Source organism: Pseudonocardia sp. Ae331_Ps2 (genome assembly GCF_001932405.1).
Classification (GTDB): Bacteria; Actinomycetota; Actinomycetes; order Mycobacteriales; family Pseudonocardiaceae; genus Pseudonocardia.
Genome location: NZ_MCIM01000001.1, coordinates 2,953,118 through 2,974,007, shown reverse-complemented (window position 1 = coordinate 2,974,007; position 20,890 = coordinate 2,953,118). Strand labels below are relative to the sequence as shown.

The 20,890-nt window shown below is 73.7% G+C and carries 21 protein-coding genes and 1 tRNA gene; 12 read left to right on the top strand and 10 right to left on the bottom strand.

Annotated features, from left to right (window positions below; genetic code table 11):
• Positions 1–44: 44 nt before the first annotated feature.
• Positions 45–566 (top strand): DUF6578 domain-containing protein, encoded by a 522-nt coding sequence (locus Ae331Ps2_RS14275; RefSeq protein WP_139318819.1) that lies wholly within the window; start codon positions 45–47, stop codon positions 564–566.
• On the opposite strand, the gene Ae331Ps2_RS14270 is transcribed toward Ae331Ps2_RS14275, so the two are convergent.
• A complete protein-coding gene (locus Ae331Ps2_RS14270; protein ID WP_075308343.1) occupies positions 554–823 on the bottom strand; it encodes a DUF2277 domain-containing protein in 270 nt (89 codons plus the stop codon). The two genes, Ae331Ps2_RS14275 and Ae331Ps2_RS14270, sit on opposite strands and share 13 nt — an antisense overlap.
• A 164-nt stretch (positions 824–987) precedes the next feature.
• On the opposite strand from Ae331Ps2_RS14270, the gene Ae331Ps2_RS14265 reads away from it, so the two are divergent.
• A complete protein-coding gene (locus Ae331Ps2_RS14265; protein ID WP_139318820.1) occupies positions 988–1,542 on the top strand; it encodes a DUF6578 domain-containing protein in 555 nt (184 codons plus the stop codon).
• 128 nt (positions 1,543–1,670) lie between these two features.
• Here the strand turns inward: Ae331Ps2_RS14265 and Ae331Ps2_RS14260 are convergent, their stop codons facing one another.
• The 4 genes from Ae331Ps2_RS14260 to Ae331Ps2_RS14245 are packed head-to-tail and all read right to left on the bottom strand — an operon-like array spanning position 1,671 to position 5,574.
• Positions 1,671–2,696 carry an NAD(P)-dependent oxidoreductase gene (locus Ae331Ps2_RS14260; protein WP_075308347.1) on the bottom strand — a complete coding sequence of 342 codons (1,026 nt, stop codon included), beginning with the start codon at positions 2,694–2,696 and terminating at the stop codon, positions 1,671–1,673.
• A 30-nt stretch (positions 2,697–2,726) separates the two neighbouring features.
• Entirely contained in the window at positions 2,727–3,401 is a 675-nt protein-coding gene (locus Ae331Ps2_RS14255; protein WP_075308349.1) for a PIG-L deacetylase family protein, read from the bottom strand.
• Positions 3,402–3,458: 57 nt separating this feature from the next.
• A complete protein-coding gene (locus Ae331Ps2_RS14250; protein ID WP_075308351.1) occupies positions 3,459–4,298 on the bottom strand; it encodes a sugar phosphate nucleotidyltransferase in 840 nt (279 codons plus the stop codon).
• Position 4,299: 1 nt separating this feature from the next.
• Positions 4,300–5,574, bottom strand: a complete 1,275-nt coding sequence (locus Ae331Ps2_RS14245; protein ID WP_233147415.1) for a class I SAM-dependent methyltransferase — start codon at positions 5,572–5,574, stop codon at positions 4,300–4,302.
• A gap of 160 nt (positions 5,575–5,734) precedes the next feature.
• Between Ae331Ps2_RS14245 and Ae331Ps2_RS14240 the strand changes: the two genes are divergently transcribed.
• A tRNA-Gln gene (locus tag Ae331Ps2_RS14240) sits at positions 5,735–5,805 on the top strand.
• Positions 5,806–6,207: 402 nt separating this feature from the next.
• The gene (locus Ae331Ps2_RS14235; RefSeq protein ID WP_233147414.1) at positions 6,208–6,777 is read left to right on the top strand and encodes a phosphotransferase; all 570 of its coding nucleotides are present in this window, start codon (positions 6,208–6,210) and stop codon (positions 6,775–6,777) included.
• 120 nt (positions 6,778–6,897) lie between these two features.
• On the opposite strand, the gene Ae331Ps2_RS14230 is transcribed toward Ae331Ps2_RS14235, so the two are convergent.
• Complete coding sequence (locus tag Ae331Ps2_RS14230; protein ID WP_075308353.1) at positions 6,898–7,341, bottom strand: OsmC family peroxiredoxin; 444 nt, start codon at positions 7,339–7,341, stop codon at positions 6,898–6,900.
• Positions 7,342–7,445: 104 nt separating this feature from the next.
• Positions 7,446–7,964 carry a L,D-transpeptidase gene (locus Ae331Ps2_RS14225; RefSeq protein ID WP_249265605.1) on the bottom strand — a complete coding sequence of 173 codons (519 nt, stop codon included), beginning with the start codon at positions 7,962–7,964 and terminating at the stop codon, positions 7,446–7,448.
• Positions 7,965–8,306: 342 nt separating this feature from the next.
• Here Ae331Ps2_RS14225 and glmU point away from each other — a divergent pair, with 342 nt between their 5' ends.
• Both glmU and Ae331Ps2_RS14215 read left to right on the top strand, forming a co-directional pair.
• Complete coding sequence (gene glmU / locus Ae331Ps2_RS14220) at positions 8,307–9,791, top strand: bifunctional UDP-N-acetylglucosamine diphosphorylase/glucosamine-1-phosphate N-acetyltransferase GlmU (RefSeq protein ID WP_233147722.1); 1,485 nt, start codon at positions 8,307–8,309, stop codon at positions 9,789–9,791.
• The gene (locus Ae331Ps2_RS14215) at positions 9,788–10,768 is read left to right on the top strand and encodes a ribose-phosphate diphosphokinase (RefSeq protein WP_020623866.1); all 981 of its coding nucleotides are present in this window, start codon (positions 9,788–9,790) and stop codon (positions 10,766–10,768) included. Before glmU ends, Ae331Ps2_RS14215 begins: the two co-directional genes overlap by 4 nt.
• Positions 10,769–10,829: 61 nt before the next feature.
• On the opposite strand, the gene Ae331Ps2_RS14210 is transcribed toward Ae331Ps2_RS14215, so the two are convergent.
• The gene (locus tag Ae331Ps2_RS14210; protein WP_075308355.1) at positions 10,830–11,312 is read right to left on the bottom strand and encodes a MarR family winged helix-turn-helix transcriptional regulator; all 483 of its coding nucleotides are present in this window, start codon (positions 11,310–11,312) and stop codon (positions 10,830–10,832) included.
• Between the two features lie 72 nt (positions 11,313–11,384).
• On the opposite strand from Ae331Ps2_RS14210, the gene Ae331Ps2_RS14205 reads away from it, so the two are divergent.
• The 5 genes from Ae331Ps2_RS14205 (at position 11,385) to pth (ending at position 15,627) form a co-directional block, all read left to right on the top strand.
• Entirely contained in the window at positions 11,385–12,482 is a 1,098-nt protein-coding gene (locus Ae331Ps2_RS14205) for a substrate-binding domain-containing protein (RefSeq protein ID WP_075308357.1), read from the top strand.
• Between the two features lie 97 nt (positions 12,483–12,579).
• Entirely contained in the window at positions 12,580–12,864 is a 285-nt protein-coding gene (locus Ae331Ps2_RS14200; RefSeq protein WP_083695556.1) for a zinc ribbon domain-containing protein, read from the top strand.
• A gap of 39 nt (positions 12,865–12,903) precedes the next feature.
• Positions 12,904–14,157 (top strand): formamidase, encoded by a 1,254-nt coding sequence (gene fmdA / locus Ae331Ps2_RS14195; RefSeq protein WP_075308361.1) that lies wholly within the window; start codon positions 12,904–12,906, stop codon positions 14,155–14,157.
• Between the two features lie 187 nt (positions 14,158–14,344).
• Positions 14,345–15,037 carry a 50S ribosomal protein L25/general stress protein Ctc gene (locus Ae331Ps2_RS14190; RefSeq protein WP_020623871.1) on the top strand — a complete coding sequence of 231 codons (693 nt, stop codon included), beginning with the start codon at positions 14,345–14,347 and terminating at the stop codon, positions 15,035–15,037.
• A complete protein-coding gene (gene pth, locus Ae331Ps2_RS14185; RefSeq protein WP_020623872.1) occupies positions 15,034–15,627 on the top strand; it encodes an aminoacyl-tRNA hydrolase in 594 nt (197 codons plus the stop codon). Before Ae331Ps2_RS14190 ends, pth begins: the two co-directional genes overlap by 4 nt.
• A 57-nt stretch (positions 15,628–15,684) precedes the next feature.
• Here the strand turns inward: pth and Ae331Ps2_RS14180 are convergent, their stop codons facing one another.
• Positions 15,685–17,367, bottom strand: coding sequence for a fatty acyl-AMP ligase (locus Ae331Ps2_RS14180; protein WP_075329740.1), 1,683 nt, complete (start codon positions 17,365–17,367; stop codon positions 15,685–15,687).
• Positions 17,368–17,456: 89 nt separating this feature from the next.
• Between Ae331Ps2_RS14180 and Ae331Ps2_RS14175 the strand changes: the two genes are divergently transcribed.
• Positions 17,457–18,824, top strand: a complete 1,368-nt coding sequence (locus Ae331Ps2_RS14175; RefSeq protein WP_075308367.1) for a dipeptidase — start codon at positions 17,457–17,459, stop codon at positions 18,822–18,824.
• A gap of 18 nt (positions 18,825–18,842) precedes the next feature.
• Here the strand turns inward: Ae331Ps2_RS14175 and Ae331Ps2_RS31250 are convergent, their stop codons facing one another.
• Positions 18,843–20,879, bottom strand: coding sequence for an MmgE/PrpD family protein (locus Ae331Ps2_RS31250; RefSeq protein WP_075308369.1), 2,037 nt, complete (start codon positions 20,877–20,879; stop codon positions 18,843–18,845).
• Positions 20,880–20,890: the final 11 nt, after the last annotated feature.

The window sequence follows — 20,890 nt, the reverse complement described above, 5'->3', positions numbered from 1 at the left end:
CGGTGGGTGTCGAGCGGTGGTCCGTCGCGTGCGAGGCTCCACACGTGCCGCGTCACGTCGTCGAGGTCCAGGTCAGCGAGTGGGAGTACGGCTGCTGCCTGCCGCCTCCGCGGCTCGGGGACCTCTCCGAGTGGTGGCTCGACCTCTGCCCCGGCTACGACCCGGCATGCGAGCTGCTCTGGACCGTCACCCACGACACCCCGGCCCGGGGCGGTCAGATCTGGCTCGACGGCGGCGACGGCCTCCACGCCCGCTGGCTGTCCGAGTACGAACCGCCACCCGCCCCGGGGATCCGACTGCTGCACGGTGCGCTGTTCGCGACCGCGCACGGGGGTCGCCGTCCCGAGGACCCGGGCGCGGTGCGCGGCCGGATCGAGCGAATCCGGGTCATGTCGCACGAGATGCGCCGGGCCCCGTGGCACGGCACGAACGCCTTCGAGCGCGTCCCGGGATCGGTCGAGCTGCGCGACGTCGCCGAGGGACCGGACCGGTTCGCGTGGACGACCGGCCCCGGCCGCACGGAGACGGGCCTGCTGCTCGACCTCGCGCTGGATCAGCGCGCGTAACGCAGCTCCGCCCGCGCCCGGGCCTTCGCCGCCTCCACCTCGCGGTCCTTCGGCGGGGCGGTGGTGGTGAGCCCGTCGAGCAGCTCCCTCGTCGCCTCGGCGACGGCGGCGACCGCCCTCTCGAACGCCTCGGCGTTGGCCTGTGAGGGCTTCGCCGCCCCCGAGATCTTGCGGACGTACTGCAGCGCGGCGGCATCCACCTCGTCGGGTGTGGCTGGCGGCTCGAAGTTGTGCAGGGTCCGGATGTTGCGGCACATGGCTCCCCCTGGAGACGTCGACGGCCCGCCCCGCGACGGTAGCGCGCGGCGGCCGGTCGACGCAGTAACCGGGGTGCCACGGGGGCACCGGCCGGGTTACCGTCGTGGCCCCGGTGCCCGGGGCCGTCGCGCCCCGGCTCGTCGAGTGCGCCGGCTTCTCACCGATGTCCGACCCTGTCATCGAGATCGTCGTCGAGTCCTGGGAGATCGAGTGCTGCGCCCCACCGCCCGTGGTGGGTGAGCAGGCCACCTGGCGGGTGCTCTTCGTCCCGTCCACCGATCACCCCTTCTCCGCCGAACACCTGTGGTCCGTCGTGCCGCACGATCCCGCGCCCCGACTGCACCGCGACGGCGTGGTCGCGGCCTGGGGCGGCGGCCACACCGCTGCGGCACCGCCACCCGGTGAGCACCGCCTGCGCGGCCACCTGTCCGGTGCCGCTCACGTGTTCCCCGAGGACCTCCCCCCGGTGACCGGCCGGGTGCGCCATCTCCGGGTCCTTTCTTACGAGCTCGCAGCCGATCCCGGGGGCACGTACGCGCTGAGCCCCGTCCCCGGCAGCGTGGCCGTCCGGGACGTCGACGCGAGCCCGCGCTGGTTCGCCCGGCCCGCGCCGCGAGTGGGCGCCCCGGCCCGGTCGGGACAGCGGTTCTTCGCAGGGGTGCCACAGCCGGGGCGGTACGAGACCGGCATCGTCGTCGACCTGCACGTGGGGGCGTGAGTACCCGCGTCATCCTGATCGATCCGGAGACGTGAGCCGGGCCGCGGGCCCCTGAAGACCCGGCTCCTGGAGACGTCGACGGCCCGCCCCGCGACCGTAGCGCGGAACGGGCCGTCGGCCGAGCGGTCCTACTTCACGACGTGCATCGACCCGTCGAGCTCCCCCGCCGCCTGACGACGGTTGAGCACCGCGAGCCGGGTGAAGGACTTGTCGAACGCGTCCTGGGTGAGGCCGCGGTTCCGGTACTCGGTGGCGAGCTGCTCGGCACCGGCCGGGATCGTCCAGGACGCCTCGAAGCCGAGCTCCTTGCGGGCCCGGGCGAAGTCGACCCGGTAGCTGCGCGGGTCGTTGCCGGCCTCGCCGGTGATGTTGAGCGTCGAGCCGGGGACGGCGTCGATCACGGCCTGCGCGATCTCGGCGACGGTCCGGTTGTTCCGCTCGGTGCCGACGTTGTAGGCCCGGGCCCGGACGACGTCCGCCGGAGCCGCCAGCGCGGCGACCACCGCGCCGGCGATGTCCTCGGCGTGCGCGAGCGGGCGCCACGGGGTGCCGTCGGAGAGCACCGTGACCTCGTTCGTCAGGATCGCGCGGCCGACCAGGTTGTTCAGCACGATGTCGGCGCGCAGCCGCGGCGAGAACCCGAACGCGGTCGCGTTGCGCATCGAGACCGGCACGAAGTCGGCGTCGGCGAGCTCGGCCAGGTCGTCCTCGACGCGGACCTTGGAGATCGCGTACGGGGTGACCGGCTTGAGCGGGGCGTCCTCGTCGACGAGGTCGTCGCCGGACTGGGCGCCGTAGACCGAGCAGGTGGAGGCGTAGACGAAGCGGCCGACGCCTGCCTCCTTCGACAGCCGGGCCAGCCGGGTCGACGCGTGGTGGTTGATGTCGTAGGTGATCTCCGGCGCGAGCGAGCCCAGCGGGTCGTTCGACAGCGCGGCCATGTGGACGACGGCGTCGAACCCGGAGAGCTGCTCCACGGTCACGTCGCGGAGGTCGGTGCTGAAGCCCTCGACGTCGGGGGTGTCCAGCGAACCCAGCACGCAGTCGGCGAACAGCCCGGAGTCCAGGCCGGTCACCTCGTGACCCGCGGCCGCCAGCAGGGGCGCCATCACGGTCCCGAGGTAGCCCTGGTGCCCGGTGAGCAGTACGCGCATGTATGTCCCTTTCTCGGAGTGTGTGCGGGGTCAGAAGCCGCCGGGTTCGGAGCCGACCATCGGCGCCGGCGACAGCGTCAGCTTCTGGACGTGGAAGCCCTCGGCGTAGCGGGCATGGCACTGCACGCCACGCACCCTGGCCAGGCCGCGGAAGGTCTCGTCGTCGAACCAGGTCCGGTCGCGCTGGCTGCCGTAGTGCTCGTGGAGCTTGGCGATCTTCTCGGTGAGTACCGGCTCCGACAGCGGGAGGAAGACGGTCGGCTGGGCGAGGTCACTCTCCCACTTGAGGATCTCGTAGCCGAGCGTCAGGTGGTCGCGGAACGCGGTCGGGATCATCTGCGACAGCGTCCGGTGGTCCTGGTGGGCGTCGTGCGGCGACGGGCCGATCACCAGGTCCGGCTCGCTGCGGCTGCGCAGGTCCTCCAGCGCCATCTTCGCCCGCTCCCAGTGCTGCGGGACGCGGCCGTCGGGCAGGTCCATGACGATGACGTCGAGGTGCGCGCCGGGGGTGAACGCGGCCAGCGCGGCCCGTTCCTCCTCCTCGCGCAGCGACCCCGCACCGGTCAGGACCAGCGCGGTGACGTGCACCCCCGGGTAGGCACGGCACAGCTCCAGGAGCATCCCGCCGGCCCCGATCGGGATGTCGTCACAGTGGGCGCCGAGCAGCAGGATGCGGTCCAACCGCTCGGGCAGCAGGTTCAGCACGGTCTCTCGTTCCCCCCGGAGTTCCGCGAGCAGTGGTCGTTCGTACCGACGGCTCGCTCAGTCGCGCTGGTGGCTGCTGCGGTGCATCTGGGCGATGGCTGCCTGCAGCGGGTCCTGGTCGGCCTCGTAGGACTCCCACAGCATCCACGGCCGCGCACCGCTCTGGTACGCCGCCTCCAGCGCGTTGCGCTCCTTGACGGTGTCGGCGGGCTGCCAGAAGCCGCGGTGCCGGTAGGCCGACATGCGTCCCTTGCGCGCGAGCGGGGCGGCGGCGTCGGCGATCAGGTCGCAGTCCTTCTCCAGGTAGTCGAAGATCTCCGGCCGGAACATGAGATAGCCGCCGTTCTCCCAGATCGGCATCTCCTGCAGCGTGGCGATCGACTCGAGCCTGCCGTTGTCGTCGACGTCGACGCAGTGGAACGCCGACTGCGGCGGCACCGCCATCAGCTGCCCGACGGCGTCGGTGCCGGCGAACTGCTCGACCATCCGGTCAAGCGGGGCGTCGGTGAGGACGTCGGCGTAGTTCGCGTGGAACATCTCCTCGTCCTTGACCAGCGCCTTCACCCGGCGCAGGCGCTCACCGATCGGCGAGTCCAGACCGGTGTGGACGAACGTGATGTTCCAGTCCTGGACGTCGCTGCCCATGAGCTCGACCTCGCCCTGGTGCAGCACGAAGTCGTTGGACTCGGTCTCGTCGTAGTGGAGGAAGTAGTTCTTGATGTGGTGCGCGCCGTAGCCCAGGCACAGGACGAAGTCCGTGTAGCCGAAGTGGGCGTAGTAGCGCATCACGTGCCAGATCAGCGGCCGCGGGCCCACCGGGTGCATCGGCTTCGGGAGGTCGGAGGCGCCGTCACGCATCCGCATGCCGTATCCACCGCAGAACAGGACGACCTTCACGTCAGACCACCTCGAGCGACGGGATCGGGAAGACCAGCGTGCCGCCCCACTCACGGACGTAGGACAGCTGCTCGATCAGCTCGGTGCGCAGGTTCCAGGGCAGGATCAGGACGTGGTCGGGGCGGTCCTGCGCGATCCGCTCCGGGGCAGAGATCGGAATCCGGGTCCCCGGCGTTAGCCGCCCGTGCTTGTACGGGTTGCGGTCGACGGTGTACTCGACCAGGTCGGGCCGGATGCCGCAGTAGTTGAGCAGGGTGTTCCCCTTGCCCGGGGCGCCGTAGCCGACGACGCGCTTGCCCTGGCGGCGGGCGTCGATGAGGAAGGCGACGAGGTCGTCGCGGATGGTGGAGACGGCCTCGGCGAACCCGTCGTGGCCCTCCGGCGTGTGCAGCCCGGCCGCTGCCTCGGCAGCCAGGACCTCGCTGACCTTCGCACTCGGCTCGCCGGCGATCTCGGCCGGGCGCGCCCACATGCGGATCGAGCCGCCGTGGGTGTCGAGCAGCTCGACGTCGACCAGGGTCAGCCCGCCCGCGGCGAGCGCCCGCTGCCCGGTGAGCAGCGTGTAGTACTGGAAGTGCTCGTGGTAGATCGTGTCGAACTGCTTGCGCTCGACGAGCGTGAGCAGGTGCTGGACCTCGATGGAGACCCAGCCGTCGTCGGCGACCATGGCGCGCAGTCCCTGCGCGAAGCCGACGACGTCGGGGATGTGGGCGAACACGTTGTTGCCGCAGACCAGGTCCGCCGGGCCGTGCTCGGCACGCACCCGGGCGCCGGTCTCCGGGGTGAGGAACGCGGTGAGCGTCGGCACGCCCTTCTCCCTGGCGGCCTCCCCGACGTTCACGCTCGGCTCGACCCCCAGGCAGCGGATGCCCTTCGCGACGACGTGCTGCAGCAGGTAGCCGTCGTTCGACGCGACCTCGACGACGAACGAACCCGAGTCCAGCCCGGCCCGCTGCTGCGCGGAGTCGACGAAGCGCCGGGCGTGCTCCACCCACGACGAGCTGAACGAGGAGAAGTACGCGTACTCGGAGAACGTCTCCTCCGGGCTGATCTCCGGCGGCAGCTGGGCGAGCAGACACGAGTTGCACACCCGCACGTGCAGCGGGAAGGTTTGCTCGGGCTGCTGTGCCGTCTCCTCGGTGAGGAACAGCTCGCAGGGCGGCGTGGCACCCAGGTCGCAGAAGCTGCGCAGGTCGGTCGTGCCGCAGAGGCGGCACGTCAACGCGGTTCCGGACCCGATCGACGACGTCGTCCCGGAGGCATCCGTGTTCAGCACGCAGCGAGTCTGACAACTCGACGCGCGGGCGGCACGCCCGGGGTGAATGTCACCCATTCGTGGGTGTTTGTCCGTGATCAGGACCATGCACAGGCTTTGCGCGGGGCGGGTGCGCTGCGAGGACGCCGTCGCGCACGTGTCACGATGGCGGGGCCCACGATCCGCCGTGGTGTAACGGCAGCACCTCGGATTTTGGTTCCGATGGTCCAGGTTCGAATCCTGGCGGCGGAGCAAGCCGCGCACCCACACCTCCGCCCGCGGACGTAATCCGCTCGCCCGCCGCACCGTCCCGGTGGTGCACTCCCCCGCGATGATGCACATCGACGAGGCGCGGGTGGACGCCACCACCGCCCGCCGTCTGGTCGACGATTCGTTCCCCGCGCTGCGCCACCTGCCCGTGCGCCCGGCCCCCGGCAGCGGCACCGTGCACGCCATACACCGGGTCGGGGACGGCCTCGCGGCCCGGTTCCCGCTGCAGGGCCACGACACCGCGGCGGTGCGCGAGCGGCTGGTGGCCGAGGCCACCGCGGCCCGGGAGCTCGCCGCCTGCAGCCCGGTCCCGACGCCCGAGCCGGTCGGGATCGGCAACCCCGGACACGAGGCTACCCGCTGCCGTGGTCGGTCCAGACCTGGGTGCCGGGCCGCACCGCCGACGCCGACGACCCCGGCCGGTCGGCCGCATTCGCCGTCGACCTGGCCGGTCTGCTGCGCCGCCTGCGCGCCGCCGACACCCGCGGGCGCCGGTTCGCGGGTGACGGCCGCGGCGGGCACCTGCCGGACCAGGACGCCTGGATGGCGACGTGTCTCGCCGAGTCCGCCGACCTGCTCGACGTCGGCCCGCTCCGTCGGATGTGGGCGGAGTTCCGGGTGCTGCCCCGCGCCGGGCCGGACGTGATGTCCCACGGCGACCTGATCCCCGGCAACGTGGTCGTCGCCGACGGCCGGCTCACCGGCCTCCTCGACGGCGGCGGATTCGGCCCGGCCGACCCTGCGCTCGACCTCGTCGCGGCGTGGCACCTGCTCGACGACGGGCCGCGGGAGCTGCTGCGCACGGAGCTGGGCTGCGGCCCCGTCGAGTGGGCGCGGGGACGGGCCTGGGCGTTCGCGCAGGCGATGGGCCTGGGCTGGTACTACCGGACCTCCGCCCCGGCGCTGAGCAGGTTGGGCCTGCGCACGCTGGACCGGCTGCTGCGTAGTCGCTGAGCCCGCCCCGGGGAGCCCGCCTGCGCGGTCGCCGTGCTGCGGCGGATGTCCGACGGCGACCGCCCCGGGCACGACGACGCCCCCGTCCGAGGTCCGGGCGGGGGCGTCGCGGGGGTGTTCTCAGCTCTCGAGAGCGGCGTCCAGCGTGATGTCGACGCCGGTCAGTGCCTTGGAGACCGGGCAGCCGGCCTTCGCGGCGTCGGCGGCCTTGGCGAAGCCGTCGGCGTCGAGGCCGGAGACCTCACCGCGCACCTTCAGGGTGATGCCGGTCAGCTTGAAGCCGCCGTTGTCCTTGTCCGGGCCGAGCGAGACGTCGGCCGACACCTCCAGCGACTCCGGGGTCCCGCCGGCCTCGGCGATGTTCGCCGAGAGCTGCATCGCGAAGCAGGCCGAGTGGGCCGCCGCGATGAGCTCCTCCGGGCTGGTCGTGCCGCCGGCCTCGTCGGCGGCACGCTTCGGGAAGCTGACCTCGTAGGTGCCGACCTTGGAGCTGGACAGCTCCACCTGGCCGGATCCCTGCTCCAGGGTGCCGTTCCAGGCGGTGCGGGCGCTGCGCGTGGGCATGAGTCCTCCGTGTCGTCAGAATCGGTTTTGCACAACCGATCAGTCGGAAGTGTTCTCCGCCCGAGCCGTTCCCGCCACCCCTGGGGCGGAAACAACGCCACACGTCACTGCGGAATGTTGGTGACCTCGACCCGGTCGCCGACCTGCAGCGAGTTGAACCAGCGCTCGGCGTTCTCCCGCGACAGCCGGACGCAGCCCGCGGACTCGGTCTCGGTATTGCCCTCGTGGAAGGCGATGCCGCCGGGGGCGAAGAAGACCGCGAACGGCATCGGCGCGTTGTTGAACTCCCGGCTGCGGTGGTCCTTGTTCTTCCACTGGACCTGGAAGACCCCCGCCGGGGTGCGCTGCCCCTTCTTGCCGAACGACGCGGGCACCGGTCCCGCCTCGGTCTTCCCGTCGCGGATCAGCCATGCCGTGCTGTTCGCGAGGTCGACGCAGGCGCGCGCGGCCGCCGAGCACGGCGTGCCCTCGGTGCGGCCCGGCCCGGCGTCGGACTCCGTCGGCGCCGCGGACGCGGTCCCGATCATCCCGGCGGTCAGCCCGGCCAGCACCAGGGCCACCACCGTGGCCAGGACCGTCATCACCCGGGGCCGCCGACGGCGTCCCTCGACCTCGCGCGTCATCGCACTCCGCTCATCCGCATCGCGGACGGTGACCGGTCGGTCGCCGTCGTCTGAACCGTGGAACGAGACCGGCGACCGACCGGTTACCACCCGAAGGGTTGATCTTGGGTTTGGACGCCGTCACCACCGGGCGACGGGCCCGCCGGGTTCCCCGGGGCCGTCCCCGTACGATGCCGTACCGGCACGGCGCGTCCCGCGTCCACCGCCCGGCACGGGCGGCGAGTCCGGCAGGAGGAACCGAACATGCCCGAACCCGACCGGGCCGGCACCGGTGACCGACCGGCCCCCGGAACGGCGGCGGTCGCGGCCGGCATCGTCCTCGCGGCGGGTGCGGGTTCGCGGATGCGGTCGTCGACGCCGAAGGTGCTCCACGAGCTGGGCGGGCGCAGCATGCTCGGCCACGCCGCGCACGCACTGGCCGGTACCGCACCCGAGCACCTCGTGGTCGTCGTCGGACACGAGCGTGAACGGGTGGAGCGGGCCGTCCGCGACATCTCCGCCACCCTCGGACGCACCGCCACCACCGCCGTCCAGGAGCAGCGCCTCGGCACCGGCGACGCGGTCCGCAGCGGCCTCACCCCGCTCCCCGCGGACCTGACCGGCACCGTCCTGGTCACCTACGGCGACGTCCCGCTGCTCGACACCGCGACCCTGTCCGCGCTGGTCACCGAGCACACCGACCACGGCGCCGCGGTCACCCTGCTGACCTGCGAGGTCCCCGACCCCACCGGCTACGGCCGGATCGTGCGCGGGAGCGGGGGCTCCGTCACCGGCATCGTCGAGCACGCCGACGCGACCCCGGAACAGCGCGCGATCAACGAGATCAACTCCGGGGTCTACGCCTTCGACGCGGAGTTCCTGCGCGCGGGCATCACGGGCCTGGCCGCGCACAACGCCCAGCAGGAGCTCTACCTCACCGACCTGGTCGCCGCCGCCGTCGCCGCGGGCCGGACGGTGCACGCCCTCCGCTGCGACGACGAGTGGCGCGTGCGCGGCGTGAACGACCGCGTCCAGCTCGCCGAGCTCGGCGCCGAGCTGAACCGCCGCGTGCTGCGTGAGTGGATGCTGGCCGGGGTCACCGTGGTCGACCCCGCCACCACCCGGGTCGACGTCGACGTGCGGCTGGCACCCGACGTCGTGCTGCACCCGGGCACCCAGCTGCACGGTGCGTGCGAGGTCGGCGAGGCCGCGGTCATCGGTCCCGACACGACGCTCACCGACACCGTCGTCGGGGCCGGCGCGAGCGTCGTCCGCACCCACGGGTCGGAGGCCCGGATCGGCCCCGGCGCCTCGGTCGGGCCGTTCGCCTACCTCCGCCCGGGCGCCGTCCTCGGCGAGCGCGGCAAGATCGGCACGTTCGTCGAGGTCAAGAACTCCGACATCGGCGCGGGCACCAAGGTCCCGCACCTGACCTACGTCGGCGACGCCACGATCGGCGAGATGAGCAACATCGGCGCCTCGTCGGTGTTCGTCAACTACGACGGCGTCCGCAAGCAGCGGACCGTCATCGGATCCCACGTGCGGACGGGGTCGGACACCATGTTCATCGCCCCCGTCACGGTCGGGGACGGCGCGTACACCGGCGCCGGGACCGTGCTCCGCGCCGACGTCCCACCGGGGGCGCTCGCGGTGTCCGGTGGGCCACAGCGCACCATCGAGGGGTGGGTGCCGCGCAAGCGGCCCGGCACCCCCGCCGCCGAGGCGGCACAGCGGGCGGGCAGCGACCCGTCCACGAACGGCACGACCAGCAGCGACGGCGCAGGTCACACCACCTCCGCCGGTACGACAGACCCGAGAGACCTCAGCCGAGGAGGCACCGCACGGTGAGCGCGATCGCAGGCACTCCCAAGAAGAACATGATGCTGTTCTCGGGGAGGGCGCACCCGGAGCTCGCCGAGCACGTGGCGAAGGAGCTCGACGTCACGGTCACCCCGCAGTCCGCCTACTCCTTCGCGAACGGTGAGATCTTCTGCCGCTTCGAGGAGTCGGTCCGCGGGAGCGACGCGTTCGTGATCCAGGCGCACTCCGCCCCGATCAACGACGCGATCATGGAGCAGCTGATCATGGTCGACGCGCTCAAGCGCGGGTCGGCCAAGCGGATCACCGCGGTCATGCCGTTCTGGGGCTACGCCCGTCAGGACAAGAAGCACCGCGGTCGCGAGCCCATCTCGGCCCGCCTCGTCGCGGACATGTTCAAGACCGCCGGTGCCGACCGGATCCTGACCGTGGACCTGCACACGTCGCAGATCCAGGGCTTCTTCGACGGCCCCGTCGACCACCTGTTCGCGCTGCCGGTGCTCGCCCAGCACATCAAGAGCACCCGGCCGAACGGGAACTTCGCCGTCGTCTCCCCCGACTCCGGCCGGGTGCGCCTGGCCGAGCGCTGGGCCGAGACCCTCGGCGGGACCCCGCTGGCGTTCATCCACAAGACCCGGGACCCGCGCAAGCCGAACGAGGCCGTCGCGAACCGGGTGGTCGGTGAGATCGAGGGCCGCTGCTGCGTGGTCATCGACGACATGATCGACACCGGTGGCACCGTCGCGAAGGCGGTCGAGGTGCTGCTCAAGGAGGGCGCCTCGGACGTGATCGTGGCCGCCACCCACGGTGTGCTGTCCGGCCCGGCCACCGAGCGCCTGGCCAACTGCGGCGCGTCGGAGGTCATCTTCACCGACTCGCTGCCGATCCCGGACGAGAAGCGCTTCGACAGCATGACCGTGCTCCCGATCGCCCCGCTGCTGGCCGAGGCGATCCACCAGGTGTTCGAGGACGGCTCGGTCACGAGCCTGTTCGACGGCAACGCCTGAGCACCCCGCGCGTCCGCCGACGGCGCTCCGCCTCCGGGTGGGGCGCCGTCGGTCGTCCGGGTCAGCGCTCGGTCGCGACGAGCCCGGCCTGCCCCGGCACACCGGGCCGCCCGGTCGCGCCCTGCAGGCGGCCCAGGACGTCGTCGAACAGGGCGGCGTCGGGGCCCAGCAGGTCCCGGTAGCGCTCCAGCACCCCGGCCGCCGCCGCGTCCCACTCCGCGAGCGCCGCGCGGCCCCGCTCGGTGGCGACGACCAGCACCCGGCGCCGGTCGACGGCGTCCGGCCTGCGGTGCACGAGGTTCGCCGCGGTCATCCGGTCCACGAGCTTGGTCGCCCGCGGCGCCAGCAGCAGTGCGTGCTCGGCGAGCGCGCTCATCGTCGCGCCGCCCCGCGCCACGAACCCCAGGACCCGCCACTGCTCGACCTCGGAGCCACAGGCCTGCAGCGCGTCGTCGAGCTCCTGGTCCAGGGCCCGGCCCACCGCGCAGAGCAGCCGCAGCGACTCGTCCCCGGACGGCCGCACGTGCTCCGCGGGCTCCGCCATGAGCGCATCGTAACCGGACGTTTTCGCCCGAGGGGGTGGGTGGGCGAGGCCACGATGGATAGCGTCACCTGCATGACTCCGACCCCGGCCCCCGGGCGCGCGACGGCGGTGCCGGCGCGCGGGAGCGAGGTGCTCAACGTGGCGCTGGTCGTCCCGCTCCAGGGTCCGGCCGGCATCTTCGGCCCGTCGTGCGAGTCCTGCGCGACGCTCGCGGCCGAGGAGGTCAACGCCGCGGGCGGGGTGCTCGGCCGGGAGCTGAACCTGGTGCCGGTCGACGGCGGTGCGCCACCCGCCGTCGTCGCCGCGGAGCTCGACGCACTGGTCAGCGCGGGGGCCGTGGACGCGGTCACCGGCTGGCACATCTCGGCGGTCCGCGAGGCCGTCGCACCCCGGATCCGCGGGCGCGTGCCCTACGCCTACACGGCGCTGTACGAGGGCGGCGAGCAGCGGCCGGGGCTGTTCCTGACCGGGGAGACCCCGGACCTGCAGCTGGGCCCGTCGCTGAGCTGGTTCGCCGCGGCCGCCGGGGTGCGCCGCTGGACGATCGTCGGCGACGACTACGTGTGGCCCCGCCGGTCCGCGCGGGTCGCGACCGAGCACCTGCGCCGGATCGGCGGGACGGTCTGCGACGAGATGTACGTCCCGCTCGGCACCGAGGACTTCTCCCGCGTGCTGCACCGGGTCGAGGCGAGCGGCTGCGACGCGGTCCTGATGCTCCTGATCGGCAACGACGCCGTCGAGTTCAACCGGGCCTTCGGGGCCGTCGGGCTGGACCGGGAGATCCTGCGCTTCAGCTCGCTGATCGAGGAGAACGTGCTGCTCGCCTCGGGCCCGGAGAACACCCGCGGCCTGCTCACCTCGGCCGGCTACTTCGAGGACCTGGCGACGGCGTCGGGGCTGGACTTCGCGGCCGCGCACGCCCACCGCTTCGGCCCGGACGCACCGGTGCTCAACAGCCTCGGCGAGTCCTGCTACGAGGGTGTCCGGCTGCTGACCGAGCTCATGCGCCGGGCCGGGTCGCCGGAGGTGCCGGCGATGACCGCGGTCGCCGAGGGGCTGGCCTACGAGAGCCCGCGCGGGACCGTCGAGGTGCACGGCCGGCACCTGCGCCAGCAGGTGTTCCTCGCCGTCGCCGACGGGGTGGCGTGGGACGTCGTCCAGCAACTCTGACGCCCGCGTTGACACCCCGGCCCGTCGGTCGTACTTTCCCAGGAAATTATTTCCTCGGATGCATGTCGGGTCGCCCGACGTGCCGGGAGGTACGACCGTGGCGCTCTACGTCTACCGGTGCGGGGCCGACGGCCCCGTCGAGGAACGGCACCCGATCGGCAGCGCCCCCGCGACGGCGCGCTGCCCCACCTGCGGGGAGGCGTCCCCGCGCGTCATCACCGCGCCGATGCTCGGCCTCGCCGACCGCGGCCGCGTCGCCCTGATCGACCGCACGACGGCGACGGCCCACGAGCCCCAGGTCGTCTCCGCCCCGCCGCCGCGTCCGCTGCGCCCCGGCGGGCCGCCGCTGCACCCGGCCACCCGCGGCCTGCCGCGACCCTGACCGCCCCGCCCGCGTCCGCACCGACCCCGGGAGTGCCCGATGCCCAGGAACGTCTTCCCCCTCGACAGCACCAGGTCCTTCACCGACCAGCAGCTGACCGGCCACAACCGGTGGCACCCCGACATCCCGGCGCAGGTCCACGTCAAGCCCGGGGACACCTTCCGCGTCGACTGCCGCGAGTGGTTCGACGGCGCCATCCACAACGACGACTCCGCCGACGACATCCTCGACGCCCCGCTCGACGGGGTGCACGTGCTGTCCGGGCCGGTCGCCGTCGAGGGGGCGCAGCCGGGTGACCTGCTGATCGTCGACATCCTCGACGTCGGCCCGATCCCCCAGGAGGACTCCGGACCACTGGCCGGGCAGGGCTGGGGCTACACCGGCGTGTTCGCCACCCGCAACGGCGGCGGCTTCCTCACCGAGCAGTTCCCCGACGCCTACAAGGTCATCTGGGACTTCCGGGGCGGGACGGCCACCTCCCGGCACGTCCCGGGGGTGTCGTTCACCGGGATCGTCCACCCCGGACTGATGGGGACCGCGCCCTCGCCCGAGCTGCTCGGCCGCTGGAACGCCCGCGAGCAGGCGCTGATCGACACCGACCCGGACCGGGTGCCGCCGCTGGCCCTGCCGCCCAACCCCGGCTCGGCGATCCTCGGCTCGCTGACCGGAGCCGACTTCGACCGGGCCGCCGCAGAGGCCGCGCGCACCGCACCGCCCCGGGAGAACGGCGGCAACCAGGACATCAAGACCCTCACCAAGGGCAGCCGGGTCTTCTACCCGGTGTTCGTCGACGGCGCGAACCTGTCGATGGGCGACCTGCACTTCTCCCAGGGCGACGGTGAGATCACCTTCTGCGGCGCCATCGAGATGGGCGGCTTCATCGACCTGCACGTCGACGTCATCAAGGGCGGGATGGCGACCTACGGCGTGAGCGAGAACGCGATCTTCGTGCCCGGCAACACCGACCCGCAGTACAGCGAGTGGATCGCGTTCTCCGGCACCTCGGTCACCCTCGACGGCGAGCAGCGCTACCTCGACTCGCACCTGTCCTACCAGCGGGCCTGCCTGCACGCGATCGACTACCTGACGAACTTCGGCTACTCCCCGATCCAGGCGTACATGATCCTCGGGGCCGCACCGATCGAGGGCAGGCTCTCCGGCGTCGTCGACATCCCGAACTCCTGCTCCACGGTCTACCTCCCGACCGGGATCTTCGACTTCGACGTCAAGCCCGGCAAGAACGGCCCACACCGCATCGACCCGGGTCCGGGAGTCCCCCACTCGGTGGCCTGACCAGCGGGGCCCGTGGTCGTCGCGGGGGGGCTGACCCCGGGACGCCCACGGGCCTGGCGTACTCTTCTCGGCATCTCCGCGGCGAGGGCGGGTGCACCTAGACCCGCCGTGATCGACGTGGGCCGATCCCGGTCGGCTCCTCGCCGCGCGCACCTGTCGCAGAACGTCTTTCGAGGAGCAAGCAGCCGTGGCCCAGACCCGCATTCCCGCCGAGACCCGGACCGAGTTCGGCAAGGGCGCCGCCCGTCGCACCCGTCGTGCCGGCAAGATCCCCGCCGTCCTCTACGGCCACGGGACCGACCCCGTCCACCTGTCGCTGCCGTCGCTGCAGTTCGCCGCGGTCGTCCGCGAGCAGGGCCGCAACGCGGTGCTGGAGCTCGACGTCGACGGTGCGCAGCCGCAGCTCGCGCTGACCAAGACCGTGGTCGTGCACCCGCTGCGCCCCTACATCGAGCACGTCGACCTGCTCGTCATCAAGCGTGGCGAGAAGGTCGAGGTCGAGCTCGACGTCGTCGTCACCGGCGAGGCCGCCCCCGGCTCGCTGGTCACCCAGGACCTCAACACCGTCCTGGTCGAGGCCGACGTGCTGAACATCCCGGAGAACATCGAGATCTCCGTGGAGGACGCCGAGATCGGCACCCAGTACTTCGCCAAGGACCTGAAGCTCCCCGGCGGCGTCGAGCTGCGCACCGACGAGGAGTACCTCGTCGTGCAGGTCGTCGCGGCCCCGACCGAGGAGGACCTCGAGGCCGAGGTCGACACCGAGGGTGCCGGCGTGGTCGAGGAGCCGTCCGACGAGGAGCAGGCCGCCGAGGGCGAGAGCGACTCCGCCGAGGGCTCCGCGGACTCCGAGGGCGACTCCGAGTCCTCCGACAAGTGAGCCCCGTGCCGGGGCCGGCCCTCGTCGTCGGACTCGGGAACCCGGGTCCGGAGTACGAGGGCACCCGGCACAACGTCGGTACCCGCGTCGCCGCGCTGCTGGCGACGCGGGCCGGCGCCGGCCGGTTCTCCGCGCACAAGCGGTCGAACGCCGACATCGCGCAGGGCCGGCTGGCCGGTCGCCCGGTGACCGTGGCCGTCCCGCGGACGTACATGAACCTCTCCGGGGGCCCGGTCGCCGGGCTGGTGCAGTACTTCTCGATCCCGCCGACCGAGGTGATCGTCGTCCACGACGAGCTGGACCTCGACTTCGGCGTGATCCGCCTCAAGCGCGGCGGCGGCGAGGGCGGGCACAACGGCCTGCGCTCGATCAGCAAGGCGCTCGGCACGAAGGACTACCTGCGCGTGCGGTTCGGCATCGGTCGCCCACCGGGTCGTCAGGACCCGGCGGACTACGTGCTCAAGCGGTTCTCCGGTGTGGAGAACAAGGAGCTCGACCTCGGTCTGGACCTCGCCGCGGACGCCGCCGAGGCCCTGCTGTCCGAGGGCCTGGAGCCGGCGCAGAACCGGTTCCACCCGCTGTCGGGCTGAGCCCGTCCTCCACGAGAGCCTCGGTCCCGCTGGGACCGGGGCTCTCGTGCGTCCGGGTCAGCGGCGGGCGGTGAGCAGGTCCGCCGTCGCGGCGCGGCGGAGCTTCCCGGACGGGGTCTTGGGCAGGCTTCCCGGAGCCAGGACCGCGACCTCGGCGGGTCGCACCCCCACCGCGGAGACGACACGGCGGATCACGTCGTCGCGGATCCTGCGCACGGTGTCGGCATCGGTGTCCCCACGGGCCTCGACGGCGACGGCGAACGACTCCCGGTGCCGCCCCTGCCCCGCGGCCATCCGGACCGCGACGACGTTGCCCGCGCGCACGCCCTCGGCCGCACCGGCGGCCCGTTCGATGTCGGTCGGGTAGATGTTGCGCCCACCCATGATGATCACGTCCTTGGTGCGGCCGCACACGACGACGGCGCCCTCGGGTGTCAGGTAGCTCTCGTCACCGGTGTCGAACCAGCCGTCCCGGTCCTGGGTGGGCACCGGGCCGTCGACGGTGAGGTAGCCGGGCGTCACGGCGTCGCCGCGCAGGTGCATCACCCCGACCTCCCGGGGTCCCAGCACGCGACCACCGCTGCCGACGACCTTCACCTCGATCCCGGGCAGCGGCGGTCCGAGCTCGGGGAACTCCCGCACCGGACCGGCGCCCGCGGGCTCGGCACGCCGGTGCGACTCCAGCGACTCGGCGTCGACCCGGTCGACCGTCAGTCCGGTGTGGACGGGCGCGAAGGACACCCCGAGCGCGGTCTCGGCCATCCCGTAGGCGCACAGCACCGACTCCGGCCGGAGTCCGAAGCGGGCGCCGGCGTCGGTGAACGCCGCCACCGCGGCCGGGTCGACCGGCTCGGCGCCGTTGAGGGCGATGCGCAACGTGGACAGGTCGAGCGCGCCGTCGTCGACCCGGGCGAGCTGGCGGGCCAGCACGGCGTAGGCGAAGTTCGGGGCCGCGGTGACGGTGCCGCGGTAGGACGAGATCAGCTCGGCCCACAGTCGCGGGCGACCCAGGAAGTCCGCGGGTGTGACGGTGACCAGGTCCAGCCCGACCGTCATCGGGACGGTCAGGAACCCGACCATGCCCATGTCGTGGAACAGCGGCAGCCACGACACCATCCGGTCGGTCGCGACGTCCAGCGCCGACGCGGTCACCATCGCCCCGATGTTGGCGTGCAGGTTCGCATGGGTGATCCGCACGGCCTTCGGGGCCGCGGTGGAACCGCTCGTGAGCTGCAGCAACGCGGTGTCGCCCTCGTCGGCGACGGCGGCGTCCGCGACGAACGCGGTCGGGTCGCCGGTCAACGAGTCGAGCATCCGGAACGGGATGCCGCGCTCGGTCAGGACCGGGGCGAGGGCGTCGAAGGGCGGGCCGAGCAGCACCATCGCGGCGTCGATCATCGTCAGCGTGGCGACGGTGTCGGCGGCCCACTCGGCCAGGTCGGTGCGCGGGGTCGGCTGGTGCAGCATCGTCACGCTGCCGCCGCACAGCCACACCGCCTGCGCGGCCGGGGCGATCGCCGCGGGCTCCCCCGCCAGCACCCCGACCGCGCCGCCGAACGGGAGGGCCGGGCCACCGTCGTCGCCGGGGCGTCGCAGGGCGTCCGCGATCCCGCGGGCCGTCCCGTGCACCTCCGCCCAGGAACGCCGCACGGGTTCGCGCGGCTCCCCCGTCGTCATCCCGCGGGCGGACCCGTCGGGACCGGTCGCGGACTCCAGCAACGTCGCCAGGAATCGGGACATGCGCCCGAATGTAGCGACGAACCGCCCGGGCGTGGCGGCACGATCGGCGACCGGTGCGGCCCCGCCGGGCCCGCGTAGCATCCGAACGCATGGCCGAGCCGCAGACCGACCCCGCTCCCGCAGCGCTCTCCGCTGCCGTCGACGCCGTCCTGCCGGGCGCGCGCACGGATCTCGAGGCGCTGGTCCGCATCCCGAGCATCTGGGCCGACCCGGCACACGCCGAGGACACCCGGCGCTCGGCGGACGCGGTCGCCGCGCTGGCCCGCGACGCCGGTGCCGCCTCGGTCGAGATCCTGTCCGCCGACGGCGGGGCCCCGGCCGTCGTCGCGCACTGGCCCGCGCCCGAGGGCGCGCCCACGGTGATGCTCTACGCCCACCACGACGTCCAGCCCACCGGCGGCGACGACGAGTGGACCAGCCCGCCGTTCACCCCGACCGAGCGCGACGGCCGGCTCTACGGTCGCGGCGCCGCCGACGACAAGGCCGGCGTGATGACCCACCTCGCCGTGCTGCGCGCCTACGACGGGAAGCCCCCGGTCGGGGTCGTGCTGTTCATCGAGGGCGAGGAGGAGTCCGGCTCCCCCACCCTGACCGCGCTGCTCGCCGAGCACCACGAGAAGCTCGCGGCCGACGTCATCGTGATCGCCGACGCCGCGAACCCGGCCGTCGACGTCCCCGCGCTGACCACGAGCCTGCGCGGCCTGGTCGACGTCGTCGTCGAGGTCTCGATGCTGGAACGACCGGTGCACTCCGGGGTCTACGGCGGCCCGATCGGCGACGCGCTCACCGCGCTGTGCCGCACCCTGGCCACCCTGCACGACGACAAGGGCGAGGTCGCCGTCCCCGGCCTGGTGCGCGGCAGCTCCGACGCCCCCGAGCCGGACGAGGCCACCTACCGTTCCGACGCCGGCCTGCTCGACGGTGTCGAGCTGCTCGGCACCGGGTCGATCCCGGACCGGGTCAACCACGCCCCCGCCGTCGCGGTGCTGGGGATCGACGCGCCGAAGGTCGCCGAGGCCTCCAACGTGCTGCTCCCCCGGGCCCGGGCGATGGTCAGCATGCGGCTGGCCCCCGGCCAGGACGCCCGCGAGGCACAGCAGGCCCTCGCCGGGCACCTGGAGCGCAACGTGCCGTGGGGCGCGCACGTGTCGGTGACCCCGGGCGGCGGGGTCGCGGAGCCGTTCAGCCTGTCCTCGACCGGTGAGGTCTACGACCACGCCCGCGCCGCGTTCTCGGCCGCCTACGGCAACGACGCGGTCGAGACCGGCATCGGCGGGTCCATCCCGTTCATCGCCGAGTTCGCCAGGACGTTCCCGGGCGCGGCGGTGCTGGTCACCGGCGTCGGGGACCCGGCCAGCCGCTGGCACGGGATCGACGAGAGCCTGCACCTGGGCATGTTCGGGCGCGGGGTGCTGGCCGAGGCACTGCTGCTGGCGCGGCTGGGCGGGCGCGGCTGAGAGCCGCGCCCGGACCCGTCACAGCGGGGCCGCGACCGGCGACGCCGCCTCCTCCAGCGCCGCCGACGCGGTCGCCGCGGTCGACTCCCACCGCCCCGCGTCCCCGGCGCCCAGCAGGGCGAGCACGCCGCGCCTGCCGTGCAACGGCTGCGCCGGGCCGGTGACCCCGGCCGCGGCCAGTCGGGCCGCGGCGACGCCGTCGACCACCGCGTCGGCCTGGGACCGTGCGTGCAGCGCGTCGCCCCCGGCATCGCCCGCCACCCCGGTGACCTGGGTGGCGGACAGCCCGAGGGCGTGCAACACCACCCGGGGCGACGAGCCTGCCGCGACGGCGGCGGCCAGCGCCGCGGCCACCCGGACGACCGCGCGGGAGGGCACCTCCAGCACCCGCGCCAGGTCGAGGGCGACGCCGGCCCCGGCGACGGCGGGTGCCACCGCGTCGGTGCCGTCCCCGCAGGCCAGGGCGGCGGCAACCGCCGCGGTGACCGCCGGGTCGTGCTCGCTCCCCAGCGCACGCGCGACCACCAGGGCCCGGCGACGCGGGTCGGCCTCGTGCTCGGTGTCGTCCAGGGCGGACCGTCCCCGGTCGGCCAGGTGACCCAGCAGCTCCGCGGCCCGCGGGCCGGGCCGGACCGCGCGCTCCGCGACGAGCTGCGCCAGCGCCGGGTCGGCCCCGACGACCGGGACCACGGACTCCGGTGCCCGGCGGGGCAGCTCCCGGTCGGGCGTGGTCGCGGCCAGCAGCGCGGGCACCCAGCCGGGGCCGGTGGCCCCGCACGCCCGCTCCAGCTCCGCGGCGCGCCCGGGCAGAACCGGCTCGACCAGCGCGCGGGCCTTCGTCGCCAGGTCGTCGTCGGTCATCGGGCGGGCCAGGCTCCCCCGGACGTGCTCGACGTCGTGGTGGCGCCATGCGTCCCCGATCCGGATCCGCAGGCGGGCGGCGTCGCGGGCGCAGTCGTCGACGGCGTCGAAGCGGACCAGCGAGCGGAGCCGGACGGCCTCGTCGCTGCGCACCAGGTCGTCGTCGTAGGCGGGGAGGCCGACCTGCCCGAGGAGGAGACCGGCCGCGATGCCGTGCGCGGTCGAGAAGCGAGCCTGCAGCCCGTCGGCGGGGTCGGGGTTGCCGGTGAGCTCGGGGACGAGCGGGTGGCAGACGAGCTCGATCTCCTCGATCACGCGGGTGTCACCGCCCGGGAGCCCGGCGTGCAGCGCCTCGGCGGCCTCGATCGCCGGGTGGGTCACGATGCCGCAGGGGTAGGGCTTGAAGGTGTTCGCGCACAGCTCCCACCGGATGCCGAGGTCGTCGAGGAGCTCGCCGGGCCGGAACACCCCGGCGGCGAGCCGGGTCGCGAGTCCCGCCGGGCCGGTGAGGACGTCACCCGGCCACGGTGCGTCGTCGAGGGCGGCCTGCACCGCACGCAGCCCGACGACGGCCGCCTGCCCGGGGTGGAACGGCTTGGTCATCGACCCGAAGCCCTCCCGGTTGCCGACGGGGCCGCCCGCCGCGAGCGCCACCGCGACGGCGAGGCGGTCCGCGTCGAGCCCCCGCAGCAGGCCCGCCGTGACCGCGGCGCCGACCGGGCCGCAGGTGCCGGTGATGTGCCAGCCGGCGTCGTAGTGCTCGGGCGAGATCGCGTTGCCCAGCCGCAGCTGCGCCTCGACGCCCCAGGCGACGGCGGTGAGCACCTCGTCGGCGTCGCCGGCTGCCGGCCCGTCCTGCAGGGCGACCAGCGTCGCCAGCTCGACGGCGCCGGGGTGGATCACGGTGCGCAGGTGGGTGTCGTCGAAGTCGTCGAGGTGCGCGGCGAGCCCGGTGGCCAGGGCGGCGTCGAGCGGGTGCAGCCGCTCGGGACGGCCGGGGACGACCGCGTCGCCGCCCGGCGCCATCGCGGTGGACGCCGCGACGACCGCGTTCACGGCCGGGGCGCCGGCCGCGCCGACGGCGGTGGCGGCGACGTTGGCGATGGTGCGCCGGGCGGCGGCGAGCACCTCGTCCGGCAGCGGACCGGTCCGGTCGAGGATCCGCCGGACGAGGGTCTGCAGGGGGTGGGACACGGTTCTCTCCT